Here is an 18,647-nt window from a genome sequence, read left to right as displayed (position 1 = left end):
CTCGTCCCCTCGTTGATCATCTGCGTGATCGCAGGAATCTACGGGGGGACGGCCGCTGAGCGTAAGACCCCGTCCGGCATCCGTACGGGAGTCGTGACCTGATCAGACGGCCGGGCGCTTGAGGCGTGCGACGAACTTGTACCGGTCGCCGCGGTAGACCGAGCGCACCCACTCCACCGGCTCGCCGTCCGCGTCGAGGGAGTGCCGGGAGAGCATCAGCATCGGCAGGCCCACGTCGGTGCCGAGCAGGCCGGCCTCGCGCGGGGTGGCCAGCGAGGTCTCGATGGTCTCCTCGGCCTCGGCCAGGTGGACGTCGTACACCTCCGCGAGGGCGGTGTAGAGGGACGTGTACTTGACGAGCGAGCGGCGCAGGGCCGGGAAGCGCTTGGCCGAAAGGTGCGTGGTCTCGATGGCCATCGGCTCGCCGCTGGCCAGCCGGAGCCGTTCGATGCGCAGCACCCGGCCGCCGGTGGCGATCTTGAGGAGGCCGGCCAGGGTGTCGTCGGCCGTGACGTACCCGATGTCCAGCAGCTGGGAGGTCGGCTCCAGGCCCTGGGCGCGCATGTCCTCGGTGTACGAGGTCAGTTGCAGCGCCTGGGAGACCTTGGGCTTGGCGACGAAGGTGCCCTTGCCCTGGATGCGCTCCAGCCGGCCCTCGACCACCAGCTCCTGCAGGGCCTGCCGGACCGTGGTCCGGGAGGTGTCGAACTCCGCCGCCAGCGTGCGTTCGGGCGGGACCGGGGTGCCGGGGGGCAGCGTTTCGGTCATCTCCAGCAAATGCCGCTTGAGCCGGTAGTACTTGGGCACGCGCGCGGTACGGGTGGCCGCCCCGCTCTCCGGCTCCGTCAGCGCCCCTTCGGTGGCCATGGCCGCCCGCCTCCCCGACTCCAGTCTCGTTGCCGTCACCGGCTCCTCCGTTGTGTGCGGTCACATCGTGACACGGGCCGGAGCACGGACCTCGCCCCTCCCTGAGGTGTCGGTCCGGTAACGGACTGACACCTCGTTTATTAGACCCTTGACACCCCTAAAGGTCTAGGCCAAGCTCCAAGCTACTGGTCTAAACCAATGTGGATCAGATCCCGGCCCCACGGGCAGTACTTGGCGATTGTCACCGTCGGCGGGCAGGGGGAGTGCAGGCATCCCTGAGGAGGGTGGCGTGAAGCGCAAGCTCATCGCGGCGGTTGGTGTCGCGGGCATGGTTATCGGCCTGGCGGCGTGTGGCGGTTCCGAGGACGGCGGCAAGAAGGACGGCGAGAACAAGGCGTCCGGCGCCAAGGAGATCACCGTCTGGCTGACCGTCGATGCGCAGAACAACTGGCCGGACCTGGTCAAGGCGGCCGACGACGCCGTGATCGCCAAGCACCCGGGCCTGAAGGTCAAGCACGAGTACTACGGCTGGCCGGACAAGAACGCCAAGCTCGACGCCGTGCTCGCCACGGACAAGGCTCCGGACGTTGTCGAGATGGGCAACTCCGAGATGATCGGCTACATGTCGACCGGCGCCTTCGCCGAGGTGGACCCGTCGAAGTTCGACAACTCCGCCGCCTGGCTCGACGCGCTCAAGGAGTCCGTCACCTACGACGGCAAGACCTACGGCGTCCCCTACTACGCCGGTGGCCGCGTGGGCACCTGGCGCAAGGACATAGCCGCCGAGGCGGGCGTCAAGGCCGCCCCGAAGTCCTGGGCCGAGCTGACCAAGGCCCTCGACGCCGTCCAGAAGAAGAAGGGCGACAAGTTCAGCGCCTGGTACCAGCCCTCGCCGGACTGGTACGCGGCGATGTCCTTCGTCTACGACGCCGGCGGCGCCATCGCGAAGAACGAGGGCGGCCAGTGGAAGGCCTCGCTGTCCTCCCCCGAGTCGCTCAAGGGTCTCAAGCAGTACAAGGAGATCCTCGACAAGTACATGCACGCGGACAAGACCAAGGACGAGGCCGACCGCCCGGTCGTCTTCGGCCAGGGCAACGCGTCCACGATCTTCGCCGCGGCCTGGGAGGGCGCCACCTCCGCCACCCCGGAGAACGACAAGGTCGGCAAGCTCGCCGACAAGCTCGAGAACTTCGTGATGCCCGGCCCGAACGGCAAGAACCTCCCGGTCTTCCTCGGCGGCTCCGACCTGGCGATCCCGTCCAAGTCGGACGCCCAGGACGTCGCGGCCGAGTGGATCAACGCGTTCACCGGCGCCAAGGGCCAGGCCGGCCTCATCGCCAAGGGCAACCTGCCCAACAACAAGACGGACCTCGCGCCGCTGAAGGCCGACCCGAAGACCCAGGTCGCCGCCACCGCGGCCGAGTCCTCCTGGTTCGTTCCCACCGCTCCGGGCTGGGGCCAGGTCGAGAAGGCCAAGGTCCTCCAGACGATGCTCGTCGAGATCGGCAACGGCAAGAAGTCCGTCGAGGACGCCGCCAAGGCCGCCGACGCCGCCATCGACAAGGTCATCAACACCAAGTGACCTGAGTGAGCAGGGCCCCGCCGCTGACCGTCGGCGGGGCCCTGCTGCCCGTACCAGAGAGGGACCCCCGAGGAGCGCGCGATGAGTGCCGCACAGACAACCACCGCCGACCTGCCACCGGCGAAGCAGCAGCCGTCCACCGGAGCGGGCACCGGGATCACGGGCCGGCCGCGCAAGACCACCCGCAGGGGCACCGCAGCGACCCCCTGGCTGCTGCTGGCCCCCTGCCTGCTGGTCATCGTGCTGGTCATGGGATACCCGCTCTACCGGCTGGTGGCCCTCTCCTTCCAGAGCTTCGGCAAGGCCGAACTCTGGGGCTTCAAAGAGGCCGAGTGGGTCGGCTTCGACAACTTCACCAAGGTCCTCGGCGACGGGGTCTTCTGGTCCGTGGTCCTGCGCACGGTGCTCTTCACCGTCGGCGCGGTCATCCTGACCATGGTCCTCGGCATGCTGATCGCGCTGCTCCTGCAGCGGGTCTCCGGCTGGGTGAAGACACTCATCAACATCGCTCTGGTCGCCAGCTGGGGCATGCCCATCCTGGTCGCCACCGCCATCTTCAAGTGGCTCTTCGACGCCGACTACGGCGTCCTCAACTACCTGCTGAGCAAGCTCCCCGGCGTCGACATGGTCGGCCACAACTGGTTCGCCAGCGGCCCCCAGGGCCTCGCCGTGATCATGCTGCTCGTGGTCTGGGGCGCCGTGCCCTTCGTCGTCATCACCCTCAGCGCCGGCCTCACCCAGGTGCCCAAGGAACTGGAAGAGGCCGCCCGCCTCGACGGCGCCGGCGCCTGGGGCGTGTTCCGCCACGTCACCCTGCCCATCCTGAAGCCGATCATCGTCATGCTGACCACCCTCTCGGTCATCTGGGACATGGGCGTCTTCCCGCAGGTCTTCGTGATGCGCAACGGCAACCCCGAGGCCGAGTTCCAGCTGCTGACCACGTACTCGTACCAGCAGGCCTTCGTCGTCAACGACTACTCCGGCGGCTCCGCCATCGCCCTCGTGACCGTCCTGCTGCTGCTCGGCGTCGTCGCCGCGTACATGCGCCAGATGCTCAAGATCGGAGAGGTGGAGTGACCCCGACCACCGCGACCCCGCGCACCGCCCGCCGCGGCGGCCTCAAGAAGTCGAAGTTCGGCTGGAACCTCCTCGGCCTCCTCGTCTTCATCACGGCCGGCTTCCCCGTCTACTGGATGCTGAACACCGCGTTCAAGCCCGCCAAGGACGCCATCGACCCCAACCCGCACTTCTTCCCGACCTCCTGGACCCTGGACAACTTCCGCCGGGCACTGGAGATCAGCGACTTCTGGGGTCCCGTCGGCCGCTCGCTCGTCGTCTCCCTCGTCGTCGTGCTCATCGGCATCTTCGTGGGCATGCTGGCCGCCCTGGCCATCTCGCGCTTCGCGTTCCGCGGCCGCAAGGTCGTCATCGTCGGCATCCTCGCCGTCCAGATGGTCCCGCTCGTCGCGATGATCATCCCGGTCTTCCTGCTCCTCAACGACCTCGGTCAGTACGACAGGCTCACCGGCCTGATCATCACGTACCTGACGTTCATCCTGCCCTTCACCGTGTGGACCCTCCGCGGCTTCATCGTGAACATCCCGAAGGAGCTGGAGGAGGCGGCCATGGTCGACGGCTGCACCCCGACCGGCGCCTTCATCCGCGTGGTCTTCCCGCTGCTCGCCCCGGGCATGGTCGCCACGTCGGTGTACGGATTCATCCAGGCGTGGAACGAGTACCTGTACGCCCTGATGCTCATGAGCCAGCAGAACCAGACCGCCACCGTCTGGCTCAGCAACTTCATCACCAAGAACGGCACCGAGTTCGCCCCGATGATGGCCGGCTCCACCATGCTCGCCGTGCCGATCATCGCGTTGTTCCTCGTCGTCCAGCGCAAGATGGCCGCGGGTCTCACCGCCGGCGCAGTGAAGGGATGAACCGCTCCCGATGACGATCCTCGCGCACCGCACCGACACAGTGACCCGGGACGCCCTCGCCGTCCTCCAGCCCGGTTTCCTCGGCACCACCGCCCCCGACTGGCTGCTGCGCCAGGTCGCCGAAGGCCTCACCGCCGTCGGCCTCTTCGGACGCAACATCGCCTCGCCGGCCCAGCTGGCCGCGCTCACCGCGCAGCTGCGCGCCGAGCGCGAGGACGTCCTCGTCGCCATCGACGAGGAGGGCGGCGACGTCACCCGCCTGGAGGTCCGCGGCGGCTCCTCGTTCCCCGGCAACCTCGCCCTCGGCGCCGTCGACGACACCGCCCTCACCCGCGAGGTGGCCCGCGAACTCGGCCGCCGGCTCGCCGAGTGCGGGGTCAACCTCAACTGGGCGCCGTCCGCCGACGTCAACTCCAACCCGGACAACCCGGTCATCGGAGTGCGCTCCTTCGGCGCCGACACCGCACTCGCCGCCCGGCACACCGCCGCGTACGTCGAGGGCCTCCAGGCCGCCGGCGTGGCCGCCTGCACCAAGCACTTCCCGGGCCACGGCGACACCAACGTCGACTCGCACCACGCCCTGCCGCGGATCGACGCCGGCCTGGAGACGCTGCACGCCCGCGAACTCGTGCCGTTCCGCGCCGCCATGGCCGCGGGCACCAAGGCGATCATGAGCGCGCACATCCTGCTGCCCTCGCTCGACCCGACCCGGCCCGCCACCCTCAGCCCGCAGATCCTCACCGGTCTGCTCCGCGAGGAGCTGGGCTACCAGGGCCTGATCGTCACCGACGGCATGGAGATGAACGCCATCGCCGGCACCTACGGCATCGAGCGCGGCTCCGTCCTCGCCATCGCCGCGGGCGCCGACGCCATCTGCGTCGGCGGGGGTCTCGCCGACGAGGACACCGTGCTCCGCCTGCGCGACGCGCTGGTGAACGCGGTGCGCGACGGCCAGCTCCCGGAGGAGCGGCTCGCCGACGCCGCGGCCCGGGTGCGGTCGCTCGCCGACTGGACCCGGCAGGCCCGGGCGGCCGGCACGCCGGGCGCGCCCGACGAGGAGGGGAGCGCGCCCGGCACGGCCGGCATCGGCCTGGAGGCGGCCCGCCGCGCGGTCCTGGTCGTCGGCGAGCGCAAGCCGGTGACCTCGGCGTACGTCGCGACCTTCGCGCCGGAGCCGAACATCGCGGTCGGCGACGAGACCCCCTGGGGACCCGCCGCCGAACTCGCCGAGCTGGTCGCCGACACCGGCTCCGGCCGCTACGGCGTGGAGGCGACCGCCGGCGAGGTGCTCGCCGCCGCGGGCGGGCGCACCGTCGTCGCGGTCGTCCGCGACGTCCACCGGCACCCGTGGATGGCCGCCGCCGTGGACGCGCTGGTCGCGGCCCGGCCCGACACCGTCGTGGTCGAGATGGGGCTGCCGCGGGCCGAGCCGCGCGGTGCCCTGTACATCGCCACGCACGGCGCGGCGCGCGTCTGCGGCCGGGCGGCCGCCGAGGTCATCGCCGGCGCCTGAGCACAGGGGGGCGCGCCGGCCGGGACAGCGGCCGGCGCGCACGGCGCGGCGATAGGAGAAAGGGCCGGGCACCGAGGGGGTGCCCGGCCCTTCTGCGTGCCGGCGGGGGAGGGGCCTGGCCTACAGGCCCTGCCACTCCGGCTTGTTGGCGTAGGTGTGGCGGAAGTAGTCGGCCAGCTTCAGCTTGGAGGCGGCGGCCTCGTCCACGACCACGGTGGCGTGCCGGTGCAGCTGCAGCGCGGAGGCCGGGACCAGCGAGGAGACCGGGCCTTCGACCGTCTGCGCGACCGCCTCGGCCTTGCCCTCGCCGGTGGCCAGCAGCACCAGGTGGCGGGCGTCGAGGATGGTCCCGATGCCCTGGGTGATGACGTGGTGCGGCACCTGGTCGATGTCGTCGTCGAAGAAGCGCGCGTTGTCGACGCGGGTCTGCTCGGTCAGCGTCTTGATGCGGGTGCGGGACGCCAGCGAGGAGCATGGCTCGTTGAAGCCGATGTGGCCGTCTGTGCCGATGCCCAGCAGCTGGAGGTCGACGCCGCCGGCGTCGGCCAGCGCCTGGTCGTACGCGTCGCAGGCGGCGACCACGTCGGCGGCGCTGCCGTCCGGGCCCATGAAGGACCCGGCCGTCAGGCCCAGCGGCTCGACGACCTCGCGGAGCACGACGGACCGGTAGGACTCGGGGTGCCCGGCGGGCAGGCCGACGTACTCGTCGAGCTGGCAGATGCGGGCGCGGGCCACGTCGACCTCGCCCGCGCGTACCTTCGCCGCGAGGGCCTCGTAGACGGGCAGCGGGGTCGAGCCGGTGGCCACGCCCAGCAGGGCGTCGGGCTTGCGGCGGACCAGGGCGGCCATGGCCTCCGCGATGAGCTCGCCGCCCGCCTTGGCGTCCGGAACGATGACAACTTCCACGCTGGGCCTGCCGATCTGAGAAGAGGTGGACTGGACACGTGTGGTATAGACCAATCTAGCAGAGAGAAGGGTCCTTCAGCGGGCTGTTCCCATCGTCGGCCGGATCGGTTGCGGCGGCCTCCCGGACCGGTTGCGACGGCCTCCCCGACCGGGTCCGGACATGCCGGAGGCCGGGCCCCGGCAGCGGTGTGCTCCGCTGCCGGGACCCGGCCTCCGACCGGCGCTCAGCCCGCCGTCACCGGCGCCTGGAGCTCGGTGACCCACTGGTCCCGGTCCGCCGGGCACTCCAGGCCGATCTCGCGCGGATAACCGGCCTCCCGGTAACCGTGTCCGTCGATCCACCGGGCCAGCGCCTGTGCGCTGGGCAGCACCTCGTCCATCGAGCCGTGGTGCACCAGGGTCGCCGCCTCGGCCACCGCCGGCAGGTCGTGCACCAGGAACGGCCCCTCCTGCAGTGGCACCGCCACCTCGACCGCCGCGTGCACGGTGATCGCGCCGCCGCCCTCCGGGGCGTCCTCGTAGTACGCCACCCCCGGCCCGGACGGGGTCACCCCGGCCGCCGCGAGCAGCCGGAACAGCTCGTCGTACAGGGGGCCGATCACCGGTCCGATGTCCTGCGGCTCGAAACTCGCGGCCGTCCCGGACAGCTCGGCCACCCGGACCGCCGGCAGGTTCTTCAGGACCACGTCGTTCTCGGGCATGCGCCCCTCGCTCTCGATCGACCGGAGCCTCGCCTCGACCCGGACCAGCCGCGCCGCCGCCTCGGCCATCGCGGCCTCCAGCTCGGCCTGCCGCAGCCGCAGCATGCCCCGCAGCTCCTCGGCGCCCACCCGCTCGTCGAGGATCTCCCCGACCTGCTGGAGGGTGAGGCCGAGCTCCTTGAGGGCGATCACGCGGTTGAGGCGGGCCAGCTGGGCGCCGGTGTAGTACCGGTAGCCGGTGGCGGGGTCGACGTGCGCGGGGCGCAGCAGTCCGGTGGCGTCGTAGTGGCGCAGCATCCGGACCGATACGCGGCCGTGCCGGGCGAAGTCTCCGATGGCGAACATGATGTCTCCGAGTTCAGCGCCTGACACGGTGTGAGGGTCAAGGCCCGACTTCCGCGGTGGCGGTCCGGCCGCCCGGCCGCAGGGGGAGGGGGAGGCCCGGGCCGGCGCCGGGCGGGGGAAAGGTCCCCGGAAAGACCTCAGGGCCACGGTGCCGGGACGGGACCCTCAACCCGTCCGGCACCGCGACCCGGAGTGCTTCGACCGGCGGGTGTGCGGTCCCGTCGGCCGGCAGGAGGCGCCTTGCGCGGTCAGGGCAGAACGCGCGGCTTACCTCGCTCCGTCCTCCTGTGCGGGGAGGGCGGAAGTCTTTGTCTTGCTCACTTCATTGTGGACTAGACCAATCTGTTCTGTCCATCCAATGACGGGCCCCTGATAACCGTCACTTCCTCCAACATACGCGGAACCGACCCATCCTGGGTATTCCCACGGGGAAAGTCGCGGCCCGGGCCCGGGTACCCTCGCTCACGTGCCCTCCATGAACGATCTCGTACGCCAGCACACCGCTCTCAGCGACACCGACCTGGAGTGGCTCCACATGCTGGTCTCGGAGTGGCAGCTGCTCTCCGACCTGTCCTTCGCGGACCTGGTGCTGTGGGTGCCCACCCTGGACGGCACCCGCTACGTCTCGGTCGCCCAGATGCGCCCGAACACCGGCCCCACCTCCTACCAGGACGACATGGTCGGCCACCTGGTGCCCCGCGGCCGCCGCCCGCTGCTGGACGCCGCGCTCGACGAGGGCCGGATCGTCCGCGAGGGCGACCCCGAGTGGCGCGAGGAGGTGCCGGTCCGCGTCGAGTCCATCCCGGTCCGGCGCGAGGGCCGGGTGCTGGGCGTGATCGCGCGCAACACCAACCTGCTCACCGTCCGCACCCCCAGCCGGCTGGAGCTGACCTACCTCCAGTCCGCCTCCGACCTGGCCCAGATGATTGCGGCCGGCACCTTCCCGTTCCCCGGCCAGCAGGTCGACATGGACGCCTCGCCGCGGGTCGGCGACGGCCTCATCCGGCTCGACGCCGACGGAGTGGTCACGTACGCGAGCCCCAACGCGCTCTCCGCCTACCACCGGCTCGGTCTCGCCTCGGACCTGGTCGGCCAGCACCTCGGCACCATCACCGCCGAACTCGCCCCGTCCCGCGGCCCGGTGGACGAGGCGCTGGTCAAACTGGCCAGCGGCTGGGCCCCGCGGGAGACCGAAGTCGAGGGCAACGGCGGGGTGATCCAGCTGCGCGCGATCCCGCTCAAGCCCAAGGGCACCCGGATCGGCTCCCTGGTGCTGTGCCGCGACGTCACCGAACTCCGCCGTCGCGAACGCGAACTGATCACCAAGGACGCGACGATCCGGGAGATCCACCACCGGGTCAAGAACAACCTCCAGACGGTCGCCGCCCTGTTGCGGCTCCAGGCCCGCCGGATGGATGCCGCCGCACCGGGCGGACGCAGTGCCCGCGAGGCGCTGAACGAGGCGGTCCGCCGGGTCGGCTCGATCGCCATCGTGCACGAGACGCTGTCCCAAAACCTCGACGAGCGCGTGGAGTTCGACGACATCGCGGACCGCGTGATCGCCATGGTCGCCGAGATCTCGCCGGGCAAGGTGAGCTGCCGACGGCTCGGCAGGTTCGGCATCCTGGACGCCGAAGTGGCCACGCCGCTGTCGATGGTGCTGACCGAAGTGCTGCAGAACGCGCTGGAGCACGCCTTCGCCCCGGACGGACACGGCACCGTCGAGGTGTCCGCGGTCCGCAGCGGCACCGGCCGCAACGATTCGCGACTGCTGATCACCGTGGTGGACGACGGCCTGGGACTGCCCGCGGGCTTCGACCCGAAGACGGCCGGGAACCTCGGACTCCAGATCGTCCGCACCTTGGTAGAAGGCGAGCTCGGAGGCACCTTCGACATGCAGCCGGGGGCCGAGCGCGGCACCAAGGTTGTCCTCGACATCCCGGCCAGCCCGCAGAAGTAGCCTGCCCGGGCCGGTGCGTCACGGACAGTGACGACGGCTCCGGGCGGGTCCCGGGAAAGCACTGAGCCCCGGCCCGGGAATCACATCCAGCGGAGGCTGGAGGAGGTTCCCGGACCGGGGCCCAAGAGCACGTCGCTACGTCGCTGCGGCTCGAAGTTGTGGTCAGGCGCTGGCGTTGCGCGCCCGGTTGCGAGCGGCGCGGCGCTTCATCGCGCGGCGCTCGTCCTCGCTGAGACCGCCCCAGACGCCGGAGTCCTGGCCGGACTCGAGCGCCCACTGCAGGCACTGCTCCATGACGGGGCAGCGGCGGCAGACGGCCTTGGCTTCCTCGATCTGCAGCAGCGCGGGACCGGTGTTGCCGATGGGGAAGAAGAGCTCGGGGTCTTCCTCGCGGCAAACGGCGTTGTGACGCCAGTCCATGGCTGCTCCATCTCCTTGGTATTGCGGGCAGGTTGCTTGTGAATGTGAACGCTTTCACGAATCCCTTCACGGGGGAAGGGACGACGCCCAGGTTGCCCGGAGCGGTCCTTGATTCGTGGAGGGGTTCTGGCGGTCTTCGTGGGTGCCGGTCCTGCGGGCTGTCCCGATCGCCATGTAGAGATTCGCAAACCTCGGACGGGGATACAACCCCTTCCGGAAAGTTTTTTTTGATTCGTCGGTGTCGACTAGGTCACAGCCGTACTTCTATGGGGTGGACCCGCGTCTAAACGTTCGACTGAAAGGGTGATCAGCCCTTCCACTCACACAATCACACGCAGTGCACGGCGTACGCCTGTGAACCGCACGCTCGTCCGCAGCCCGAGGTGATCGCCGTCCATCTGGAAAGGCAGCGGCACCTTCGAATGCAAGGTGAAGTCGGTCAGATCGTGCAGAGTGGTCGCGTGCTTGCCGTGCGGACCGCGCTCAGGAGTCGAGGTCAGGAGCTGTGTCGCGTACCGCGCGATGGCCGGAGTTGACAAACGGCTGAGACCGAGCACGTCAAGTGCAGTATCGAACGACGCCTTCGGAGAGGCGTAGAGCGGCCGGTTTCCCAGATACGTCCACGGGGACGTGTTGCAGACTATCGAGAGCACCAGGTCCGTCACCGGATCCGCGCCCGGACGCTCCAGCGTCACGGTGCCGTGCCGCCGGTTCGGCTCTTCCAGGAACTGGCGCATCAGCTGCCGTACATACAGCGCGTGCGTGGAACGCTTTCCGCGCTCCCGCTGCTGCTCGACCCGGCCCACGACACCCGCGTCGAATCCGAATCCCGCGCAGAACGTGAACCAGCGCGCCGGCACCGATTCGTCCTCGGTCCCCGGCACTCCCGCGGCCAGGCCCAGTCCGACCGTCCGCTCGCGGCGCTCGCGCAGCGCGTCCAGCAGGGCGCCGGTCGCCTCGACGGCGTCGTTCGGCAGGCCGAGCGCGCGGGCGAACACGTTCGTGGAGCCGCCGGGCACCACTGCGAGGCCGGGCAGCCGCTCCGGGTCCGGGCCGTCGTGCAGCAGTCCGTTGACCACCTCGTTGACGGTGCCGTCGCCGCCGAGGGCGACGACCAGCTCGATGTCCCGGCTCTCCGCCGCCCGGCGCCCGAGGTCCCGGGCGTGCCCGCGGTACTCGGTGGTGACCGCCTCCAGCTTCATCTCGCTGGCCAGGGCGTGGATGAGGACGTCGCGCGTGCGCGCACTGGTGGTCGTTGCCGCCGGATTCGCCACGAGGAGTGCACGCATGAGCGTCAGCCTACCCACCCGTCGTCACACCTCCCATACCGGCTGCCCACCACGACAGGGCTACCCTGCTGGGGTGAGTACGAAGCAGCCCTCCGCCACCCCCGCCGCGCCCGCCGGTCCCGCCCCGGCCCGGCTCACCGCCGCGGCCGCGCTCACCGCCCTGGAGGGCCTGGCCCTCGCCGGCCTGGGCCTCTACATGCTGATCATGGGTCTGCTCGGCGACCCGGACTCCCCGCAGCAGGCCGAGACCGGCGGCCTCACCATGCTCGCGCTCGCCGCCCTGCCGCTGGTCGCCGCCCGCGGGCTGCGGCTGCGCCGCCGCTGGAGCCGCGGCCCGGCCATGATCACGCAGCTGATGGCGCTGCCGGTGGCCTGGACCCTCTACAACGCGGGCGGCGCACTGATCGCCGGCGCCGCCGCCCTCGCCGCGGCCGCCGTCGCGGTCCTGGTCCTGCTGCTCAACCCGCAGGCCACCGAGGCCCTGGGCATCGGGGCCGAGCAGCGCTAGGGAGTGCCGGAACGGGCTCCGGCCGTGGGTCCCGCCGGAGGGCGGGACCGCAGCGGGCTCACTCCTCCACGAGGAGCTTGTCCCGGAGCTGGGCCAGGGTGCGGGCCAGCAGCCGGGACACGTGCATCTGGGAGATGCCGACCTCCTGCGCGATCTGCGACTGGGTCATGTTCCCGAAGAACCGCAGCAGCAGGATCCGCTTCTCCCGCGGCGGCAGTCCCTCCAGCAGTGGCTTGAGGGATTCCCGGTACTCGACCCCTTCCAGCGCCTCGTCCTCAGCGCCGAGGGTGTCGGCGACCGCCGGGGACTCGTCGTCCGTGTCCGGCACGTCCAGCGACAGGGTGCTGTAGGCATTGGCCGATTCCAGCCCCTCCAGCACCTCCTCCTCGGAGATCCCCAGCCGCTCCGCCAGCTCGTGCACCGTCGGCGACCGGCCGTGCTGCTGGGACAGCTCGGCCGTCGCCGTGGTCAGCGAGAGCCGCAGCTCCTGGAGCCGGCGCGGCACCCGCACCGCCCAGCCCTTGTCCCGGAAGTGCCGCTTGATCTCGCCGACCACGGTGGGAGTGGCGTACGTCGAGAACTCGACCCCGCGGTCCGGGTCGAACCGGTCCACCGACTTGATCAGGCCGATCGTGGCGACCTGCGTGAGGTCGTCGAGCGGCTCGCCGCGGTTGCGGAACCGCCGCGCGAGGTGCTCCACCAGCGGCAGGTGCATCCGCACCAGCCGGTTGCGCAGCTCGGCCCGCTCGGGCGAGCCCTCGGGGAGCTCCCGGAGCCGCAGGAACAGCGCACGGGCGCCGCTGCGGTCCCGGGGGTCGTCCACCGGTGGCTCGTGTGCCTCGTGCTGGTTCTCGCTCATGGGGCCCGCCCGTCGCTCCGCCGAGTCCGAAAAGCCGTCTTCCGCGCCGTCCTCCGCGGGATGCGGACGCGCTTGCTGTTCCGGAACGATCTTCCCGGAACCGTGCACCGGGGGCGCATCGCCGCCCCGCACCGGGATGTCCCCGCCGCTCACGCCGGGCCTGGTCCCGCGCCGCGCTGTTTGTAGAGGCTGATGCCGACCGTCTTGTCCTCCGCGACGGTGGACTCGACCTTGCCGGCCAGCGCCGACAGCACCGTCCACGCGAAGGTGTCGCGCTCGGGTGCCCGGCCGTCCGTGGTCGGTGCCGAGACCGTCACCTCCAGTGAATCGTCGATCAGCCGGAACACACAGCTGAGGACGGAGCCGGGCACGGCCTGCTGCAGCAGGATCGCGCACGCCTCGTCGACCGCGATGCGCAGGTCCTCGATCTCGTCGAGGGTGAAGTCCAAACGTGCCGCGAGGCCGGCCGTGGCCGTGCGCAACACCGACAGATAGGCACCCGCGGCCGGCAGCCGGACTTCCACGAAGTCCTGGGTCCCGGGCTCGCCTGCGATCTGGGACACCCTCACCTCCAAGGTGGTACGAGCTCTGTTCGCCGGTGACGCTACCGCGCCGCGGGCGATCGTGTCGCGGCACCCCCGGTGCCGCGGCAGTGACTGATGGTAAGCCGACGGGTACGCACAGTGGCTAGGGGTCTGCGGGTCCAAATAACGGCGACCGGCGGAGGGTTGACCTACCCCCTCGCCGCCGATCGAACCTCACACGAGGGAAGCGTCCACGAAACACCAGCGCCAGGTCTCGCCCGGCTCGTAGCTGCGCATCACCGGGTGCCCGGTCGCGTGGTAGTGCGCGGTGGCGTGCCGGTGCGGCGAGGAGTCGCAGCACGCCACGTGCCCGCACCACAGGCACATCCGCAGCTGCACCGGGTGACTGCCGACCGCCAGGCAGTCCGGGCAGGTCATCGCCCGCGGCACCGGTTCGGGGCGCGGCAGTTCGGGAACGTGCGTGCACTCGCTCATGATGGCCAGGTTACGACGGAGCACGAGGCGAGGGTGGGGTCGGGGCGATGGAGATGTGGCCGCTGGTGGCACTGGTGGCGGGCTGCGCCGTGGTGGCGGGCGCGGCTCGCCGCACGCCGGTGCCGGCGCCGCTGCTGCTGGTCGCGGCGGGGCTGGCCGCCTCGTACCTGCCGGGGGTGCCCGACTACGGGCTCGACCCGCACATCGTGCTGCCCCTGCTGCTGCCGCCGCTGCTGTACACGGCGGCCGTGGACAGCTCGTACCTCGACCTGCGGGCCAACGTGCGGCCGGTGGCGCTGCTGTCGGTCGGCTACGTGCTCTTCGCGACCGTTGCCGTCGGCTGGGCCGCGTACCTCGTGGTGCCGGGGCTGCCGCTGACCGCCGCGCTCGTGCTGGGGGCGGTCGTCGCCCCGCCGGACGCCGTCGCGGCCACCGCGATCGCCCGCCGGCTGGGGCTGCCGCCGCGGATCACGACCATCCTCCAGGGGGAGTCCCTCGTCAACGACGCGACCGCGATCACCGCCTACAAGGTGGCGCTGGCGGCCGTGGTGGGGGAGGGCGCCGGCTGGGCCGGCGGGATCGCCGAGTTCCTGCTGGCGTCCGTCGGCGGGGTGGCGGTGGGCCTCGTCCTGATGGTCCCGCTCCACCACCTGCGGACCCGGCTGCGGGAGCCGCTGCTCCAGAACACGCTCTCGCTGCTGATCCCGTTCGTCGCGTACGCCGTCGCCGAGGAGGTGCACGCCTCCGGTGTGCTCGCCGTCGTCGTGGTCGCGCTCTACCTGGGCCACCGGGCCTGGCAGGTCGACTTCGCCACCCGGCTCCAGGAGGAGGCGGTGTGGAAGATGGTGGCCTTCGTGCTGGAGTCGGTGGTCTTCGCCCTGATCGGTCTCCAGCTCCCGGTGGTCCTCGCCGACCTGGGGGAGTACGAGGGGCTGCACGCGGCCTGGTACGCGCTGGCGGTGTTCCTCGCGGTGGTCGCGGCCCGCTTCGTGTGGGTGTTCCCGGCCACCTTCCTGCCGCGGATGGCCTCCGAGCGGATCCGGGCGCGGGAGCCGGACACCACCTGGAAGGCGCCGGTGATCGTGGGCTGGGCCGGGATGCGGGGCGTGGTCTCGCTGGCGATCGCGTTCTCGATCCCGGTGACGCTCGACGACGGCGAGGACTTCCCGTACCGGAACCTGATCCTCTTCCTCACCTTCACCACCGTCATCGGCACCCTGGTGGTGCAGGGCCTGACCCTGCCGCCGCTGATCCGCCGGCTGCGGCTGCCGGCCCGCGACGCACAGGCCGAGACGCTGGCCGAGGCGCAGGCCCAGAGCCAGGCCTCGCAGGCCGCCGAGACCCGGCTGGCCGCCCTGCTCGACGACCCGGCCAACGCGCTGCCGCTGCCGCTGGCCGAGCGGCTGCGCACGGTGCTGGAGCGGCGCCGGAACGCGGTCTGGGAGCGGCTGGGCGCGGTCAACCCGGAGACCGGGGAGTCCGCGGACGACACGTACCGGCGGCTGTCCCGCGAGATGATCTCCGCCGAGCGCGAGGTGTTCGTGGCCCTGCGCGACGCCCGCAGCATCGACGACGAGATGCTCCGCACCCTGCTGCGCCGGCTGGACCTGGAGGAGGCGGCGGCCTACCGGGAGGCGGAGTGATCCTCAGGCCGTGGTGTCGAGCGGCGGGCCTGTGATCACGGCGGCGACGGCGGAACCGCGCGGGAAGGCGCCCTCGCCGGCCAGTTCGGCCAGCGCGTGCAGCAGCTTGGCGACGTACAGCCGCTCCACGGGCAGCCCGTGGCGCTGCTCGAAGTCCGCGGCGAAGGCGTCGAGTGCGGCCGGGACCCGGGCGAAGCCGCCCCAGTGGAAGCGCTCGTCGAGCGACCAGTCGCCGGCCGGGCCGCCGAACGCCGCCTGCTGGAGGGAACGTATCTCCGCCGCCAGGAAGCCGCCCTTGAGGACCGGTACGCCCAGCGTCCGGGCGCCCGGCCCGAGGCCGGCGGCCAGCCCCGCGAGGGTGCCACCGGTCCCGCAGGCCAGTGCCGCCACGTCGGCCGTGCCGCGCAGCTCGCGCCCGAGCTCGGCACAGCCGCGGACGGCCTCGGCGTTGCTTCCGCCCTCGGGGACCGGGTACGCGCCCTCGGCCCCGGCGGCGTGCAGCAGTGCGGCCAGTCCGGCCGGGTCGGACTTGCGGCGGTAGTCGGAGCGGGTGACGAAGTGCAGCCGCATGCCGTCGGCGGCGCAGCGGGCGAGCGAGGGGTTGAGCGGGGCGCCGGCGAGTTCGTCGCCGCGGACGATGCCGACCGTCTCCAGCCCGAGCAGCCGGCCGGCGGCCGCGGTGGCCCGCAGGTGGTTGGAGTAGGCCCCGCCGAAGGTGACGAGCCGGCCGGCGCCCCGGGCCCGCGCGGCGGCAAGGTTCGGCACGAGCTTGCGCCACTTGTTGCCGGGGATCTCCGGGTGGACGAGGTCGTCCCGCTTGAGGAGGAGGCGGACGCCGTGCCGGTCGAAGCGCTCGTCCCGGACCTCGGTCAGGGGCGAGGGGAGGCGGGGGTGCAGCAGGGCGCCGAGGCCGAGGGGGTCGAGGCGGCCGAGGGGGTCGAGGGGGTCCACCCGCCCATTGTGGTCCGCTGCCGGGCGGGCCGGCAGCGGGGGCGGCGGGGCGGGGCGCCGGCGGGTTACTTCAGGCGCTCGTGGACGCGGTCGCGCAGGGACTGCATGGTGAAGCCGGCCGGGTCGATCTTGCCGGGCTGCCATTCGCGGTGGCCGATGACGGACCGGGCGGTCCAGCCGTGCCGGCGGCAGACCGCCGCGGCGGCGCGGGCGATGGCGTCGAGCTGGACGGCCGGCCAGGGGTCCTTGCCGGTGCCGAGGTTCTCGCACTCGAAGCCGTAGAAGCGGGCGTTGCCGTCGGTGTCGGCCTGGTTGTCGGGCGGCAGCGCCTTCTCGGCGATGACGGCGGCGAGGACGTCCCGGTCGCCGGAGCCGGCGTGGTTGGTGCGGCCGTAGCCGACCAGGTGGACGCGGCCGTCCTTGGTGATGACGCCGTGGCACAGCGGGCCCGGCAGGCGGGAGTGCCCGTCACGGCAGATACGGACGGTGGTCGCGGTGCCGTGGGTGACGGTGTGGTGGATCATCACCCCGTGCACCGGGCCCCACGGCCCCTTGTGGTTGCGGTTGTGGCTGCGCCAGTCGCCGACCTCGACGACCGTCAGTCCCTCGTTGACCAGGGCGTGTTTGAACTCTCCCGCGGACATGGGTTCGGCCACCGGTGGCCTCCTTTGCGGACGTGACGGCCGCCGGTCGCGACCGCCCGTACCGGGGGTGTACCGGAGGAACCCCTTCCGCGCTACTCCGTTCGTACACCGTGCGAGCCGATCCGGTCACTCGCGGTGAACGGGCGGCCCGCCCGGCGGGGCCGGTCAGGCCGCGGCGAGCCACAGGTCGGGGCCGAACACCTCGTAGTGGATGTCGGCGGCCGGGACGCCCTTGGCGAGCAGCTGGGTGCGGACGGCCCGCATGAAGGGGAGCGGCCCGCAGAGGTAGGCGCGGGTGCCGGGCGCCACGGGTACGGCGTCCAGGTCGACCAGGCCGGAGCGGTCGGCCTCGGCGGCGCCCTCCTCGTACCAGAAGTGGGCCCGTCCGTCGGCGAGCTTGGCGGTCAGCCCGCGGTGCTCCTCGGCGAGGGCGTGGCCGGCCGGGCTGCGGTCCGCGTGCACGACGGTGACCGGGGCCTGGTGCCCGGTGTCGGCCAGGTGCTCCAGCATCGAGACCATCGGGGTGCAGCCGATGCCGGCGGAGGCCAGCAGCAGCGGTGCCGCGGTGTCCTCCAGGACCAGGTCGCCGTACGGGGCGGAGACGCGCAGCAGGTCGCCGGGGCGGACGTGCGCGTGCAGGTGGTTCGAGACCTCGCCGTCGGGGCCGGGGCCGCCGTGCACCCGCTTGACGGTGATCGAGCGGGCCGCGGAGCCGGGCGCGCAGGACAGGCTGTACTGGCGTATCTGCCGGGCGCCGTCGGCGAGTTCGACCTGGACGGAGACGTACTGGCCGGGCCGGAAGGCGGGGGCCGGCGCGCCGTCGGCGGGGACCAGCCGGAAGGTGGCGCAGTCGGCGGTCTCCTCGGTGCGGCCCTCGACCCGCCAGCTGCGCCAGACGTCCCCGGCGGCCACCTCCTGCGCGGCGTAGAGCCGGGCCTCGATGGTGATGAGGGCGTTGGCCATCAGCCAGTAGACCTCGTCCCAGGCCCCGGCGACCTCGGGGGTGACGGCCTCGCCGAGGACCTCGGCGATCGCGGCGAACAGGTGCCGGTGGACGACCGGGTACTGCTCGCCGGTGACGCCGAGCGAGGCGTGCTTGTGGGCGATCCGGGAGAGCATCACGTCGGGCCGGGTCCCGGGGTGCTCGACGAGGTGCGTGGCGAAGGCGGCGATGGAGCCGGCCAGCGCCTGCTTCTGGAGGCCGGCGGCCTGGTTGCCGCGGTTGAAGAGGTCGCGCAGCAGCTCGGGGTGGGCGGCGAACAGCTTCTCGTAGAAGAGCTCGGTGATGTCGCCGATGGCCGCTCCCACGGCGGGCAGGGTGGCGCGGACGGTGGCGGCCGACTTCTCGGACAGCATCGGGGACTCCTCGCGTTAATTGGTATCTGAGATTCGTATTTTTGGGTGAACGGAAGCCCGTCGCAGTGCGGACATGCGTTCGATGGGGGTGACGGGTTCACCGTAGGAGGCCTGGGGATCCGCCGGATATCGGCCAAACGGCCGTAC

General features: G+C 71.7%; 18 protein-coding genes. 7 read left to right on the top strand and 11 right to left on the bottom strand.

Annotation, left to right across the window (positions count from 1 at the left end; genetic code table 11):
• Positions 1–102 precede the first annotated feature (102 nt).
• Entirely contained in the window at positions 103–867 is a 765-nt protein-coding gene (locus LG634_RS30815; RefSeq protein WP_226738623.1) for a GntR family transcriptional regulator, read from the bottom strand.
• Positions 868–1,156: 289 nt separating this feature from the next.
• On the opposite strand from LG634_RS30815, the gene LG634_RS30810 reads away from it, so the two are divergent.
• The 4 genes from LG634_RS30810 (at position 1,157) to LG634_RS30795 (ending at position 5,899) form a co-directional block, all read left to right on the top strand.
• The gene (locus LG634_RS30810) at positions 1,157–2,449 is read left to right on the top strand and encodes an extracellular solute-binding protein (protein ID WP_226738606.1); all 1,293 of its coding nucleotides are present in this window, start codon (positions 1,157–1,159) and stop codon (positions 2,447–2,449) included.
• Positions 2,450–2,530: 81 nt separating this feature from the next.
• Entirely contained in the window at positions 2,531–3,526 is a 996-nt protein-coding gene (locus LG634_RS30805; protein ID WP_226738605.1) for a carbohydrate ABC transporter permease, read from the top strand.
• Entirely contained in the window at positions 3,523–4,386 is an 864-nt protein-coding gene (locus LG634_RS30800) for a carbohydrate ABC transporter permease (protein WP_226738604.1), read from the top strand. The genes LG634_RS30805 and LG634_RS30800 overlap by 4 nt, the downstream gene beginning before the upstream one ends.
• Positions 4,387–4,396: 10 nt before the next feature.
• Positions 4,397–5,899, top strand: coding sequence for a glycoside hydrolase family 3 protein (locus LG634_RS30795; RefSeq protein ID WP_226738603.1), 1,503 nt, complete (start codon positions 4,397–4,399; stop codon positions 5,897–5,899).
• A gap of 120 nt (positions 5,900–6,019) precedes the next feature.
• On the opposite strand, the gene nagB is transcribed toward LG634_RS30795, so the two are convergent.
• Positions 6,020–6,805 carry a glucosamine-6-phosphate deaminase gene (gene nagB / locus LG634_RS30790; RefSeq protein ID WP_226738602.1) on the bottom strand — a complete coding sequence of 262 codons (786 nt, stop codon included), beginning with the start codon at positions 6,803–6,805 and terminating at the stop codon, positions 6,020–6,022.
• 224 nt (positions 6,806–7,029) lie between these two features.
• Positions 7,030–7,851: a MerR family transcriptional regulator gene (locus LG634_RS30785; RefSeq protein ID WP_226738621.1), complete on the bottom strand. Its 822-nt coding sequence runs from the start codon at positions 7,849–7,851 to the stop codon at positions 7,030–7,032.
• Positions 7,852–8,326: 475 nt separating this feature from the next.
• Between LG634_RS30785 and LG634_RS30780 the strand changes: the two genes are divergently transcribed.
• A complete protein-coding gene (locus LG634_RS30780) occupies positions 8,327–9,811 on the top strand; it encodes a PAS domain-containing sensor histidine kinase (RefSeq protein ID WP_226738619.1) in 1,485 nt (494 codons plus the stop codon).
• Positions 9,812–9,973: 162 nt separating this feature from the next.
• Here the strand turns inward: LG634_RS30780 and LG634_RS30775 are convergent, their stop codons facing one another.
• Positions 9,974–10,231, bottom strand: coding sequence for a WhiB family transcriptional regulator (locus tag LG634_RS30775; protein WP_003953983.1), 258 nt, complete (start codon positions 10,229–10,231; stop codon positions 9,974–9,976).
• Between the two features lie 320 nt (positions 10,232–10,551).
• Positions 10,552–11,520 (bottom strand): diacylglycerol/lipid kinase family protein, encoded by a 969-nt coding sequence (locus tag LG634_RS30770; RefSeq protein ID WP_226738601.1) that lies wholly within the window; start codon positions 11,518–11,520, stop codon positions 10,552–10,554.
• A gap of 73 nt (positions 11,521–11,593) precedes the next feature.
• Here LG634_RS30770 and LG634_RS30765 point away from each other — a divergent pair, with 73 nt between their 5' ends.
• On the top strand, positions 11,594–12,028 hold the full coding sequence (locus LG634_RS30765) for a hypothetical protein (protein ID WP_308072716.1): 435 nt from the start codon (positions 11,594–11,596) through the stop codon (positions 12,026–12,028).
• 58 nt (positions 12,029–12,086) lie between these two features.
• Here LG634_RS30765 and LG634_RS30760 read toward each other — a convergent pair whose 3' ends face one another.
• From LG634_RS30760 to LG634_RS30750, 3 genes are all read right to left on the bottom strand, one after another.
• Complete coding sequence (locus LG634_RS30760; protein WP_372482522.1) at positions 12,087–13,019, bottom strand: RNA polymerase sigma factor SigF; 933 nt, start codon at positions 13,017–13,019, stop codon at positions 12,087–12,089.
• 17 nt (positions 13,020–13,036) lie between these two features.
• The gene (locus LG634_RS30755; protein WP_226738599.1) at positions 13,037–13,450 is read right to left on the bottom strand and encodes an ATP-binding protein; all 414 of its coding nucleotides are present in this window, start codon (positions 13,448–13,450) and stop codon (positions 13,037–13,039) included.
• Between the two features lie 195 nt (positions 13,451–13,645).
• Positions 13,646–13,906 (bottom strand): UBP-type zinc finger domain-containing protein, encoded by a 261-nt coding sequence (locus LG634_RS30750; RefSeq protein ID WP_226738598.1) that lies wholly within the window; start codon positions 13,904–13,906, stop codon positions 13,646–13,648.
• A 47-nt stretch (positions 13,907–13,953) separates the two neighbouring features.
• Here LG634_RS30750 and LG634_RS30745 point away from each other — a divergent pair, with 47 nt between their 5' ends.
• Complete coding sequence (locus LG634_RS30745) at positions 13,954–15,549, top strand: Na+/H+ antiporter (protein WP_226738597.1); 1,596 nt, start codon at positions 13,954–13,956, stop codon at positions 15,547–15,549.
• Positions 15,550–15,552: 3 nt separating this feature from the next.
• Here LG634_RS30745 and LG634_RS30740 read toward each other — a convergent pair whose 3' ends face one another.
• From LG634_RS30740 to LG634_RS30730, 3 genes are all read right to left on the bottom strand, one after another.
• On the bottom strand, positions 15,553–16,500 hold the full coding sequence (locus LG634_RS30740; RefSeq protein ID WP_226738596.1) for a 1-aminocyclopropane-1-carboxylate deaminase/D-cysteine desulfhydrase: 948 nt from the start codon (positions 16,498–16,500) through the stop codon (positions 15,553–15,555).
• 65 nt (positions 16,501–16,565) lie between these two features.
• Positions 16,566–17,156, bottom strand: a complete 591-nt coding sequence (locus LG634_RS30735) for an N-acetylmuramoyl-L-alanine amidase (protein WP_226738595.1) — start codon at positions 17,154–17,156, stop codon at positions 16,566–16,568.
• Between the two features lie 153 nt (positions 17,157–17,309).
• On the bottom strand, positions 17,310–18,500 hold the full coding sequence (locus LG634_RS30730; RefSeq protein ID WP_226738594.1) for a globin domain-containing protein: 1,191 nt from the start codon (positions 18,498–18,500) through the stop codon (positions 17,310–17,312).
• Positions 18,501–18,647: the final 147 nt, after the last annotated feature.

It is taken from the genome of Streptomyces bambusae (genome assembly GCF_020532645.1).
Lineage (GTDB): Bacteria > Actinomycetota > Actinomycetes > Streptomycetales > Streptomycetaceae > Streptomyces > Streptomyces bambusae.
This window is presented reverse-complemented; position numbering and strand designations above follow the sequence as displayed.

Bases quoted from the DNA above. Each gene is read 5' to 3' on its own strand.
- LG634_RS30815 (WP_226738623.1), bottom strand. From the start codon at position 867: ATGGCCACCGAAGGGGCGCTGACGGAGCCGGAGAGCGGGGCGGCCACC.
- LG634_RS30805 (WP_226738605.1), top strand. From the start codon at position 2,531: ATGAGTGCCGCACAGACAACCACCGCCGACCTGCCACCGGCGAAGCAG.
- LG634_RS30795 (WP_226738603.1), top strand. From the start codon at position 4,397: ATGACGATCCTCGCGCACCGCACCGACACAGTGACCCGGGACGCCCTC.
- LG634_RS30785 (WP_226738621.1), bottom strand. From the start codon at position 7,851: ATGTTCGCCATCGGAGACTTCGCCCGGCACGGCCGCGTATCGGTCCGG.
- LG634_RS30780 (WP_226738619.1), top strand. From the start codon at position 8,327: ATGAACGATCTCGTACGCCAGCACACCGCTCTCAGCGACACCGACCTG.
- LG634_RS30775 (WP_003953983.1), bottom strand. From the start codon at position 10,231: ATGGACTGGCGTCACAACGCCGTTTGCCGCGAGGAAGACCCCGAGCTC.
- LG634_RS30770 (WP_226738601.1), bottom strand. From the start codon at position 11,520: ATGCGTGCACTCCTCGTGGCGAATCCGGCGGCAACGACCACCAGTGCG.
- LG634_RS30750 (WP_226738598.1), bottom strand. From the start codon at position 13,906: ATGAGCGAGTGCACGCACGTTCCCGAACTGCCGCGCCCCGAACCGGTG.
- LG634_RS30745 (WP_226738597.1), top strand. From the start codon at position 13,954: ATGGAGATGTGGCCGCTGGTGGCACTGGTGGCGGGCTGCGCCGTGGTG.
- LG634_RS30730 (WP_226738594.1), bottom strand. From the start codon at position 18,500: ATGCTGTCCGAGAAGTCGGCCGCCACCGTCCGCGCCACCCTGCCCGCC.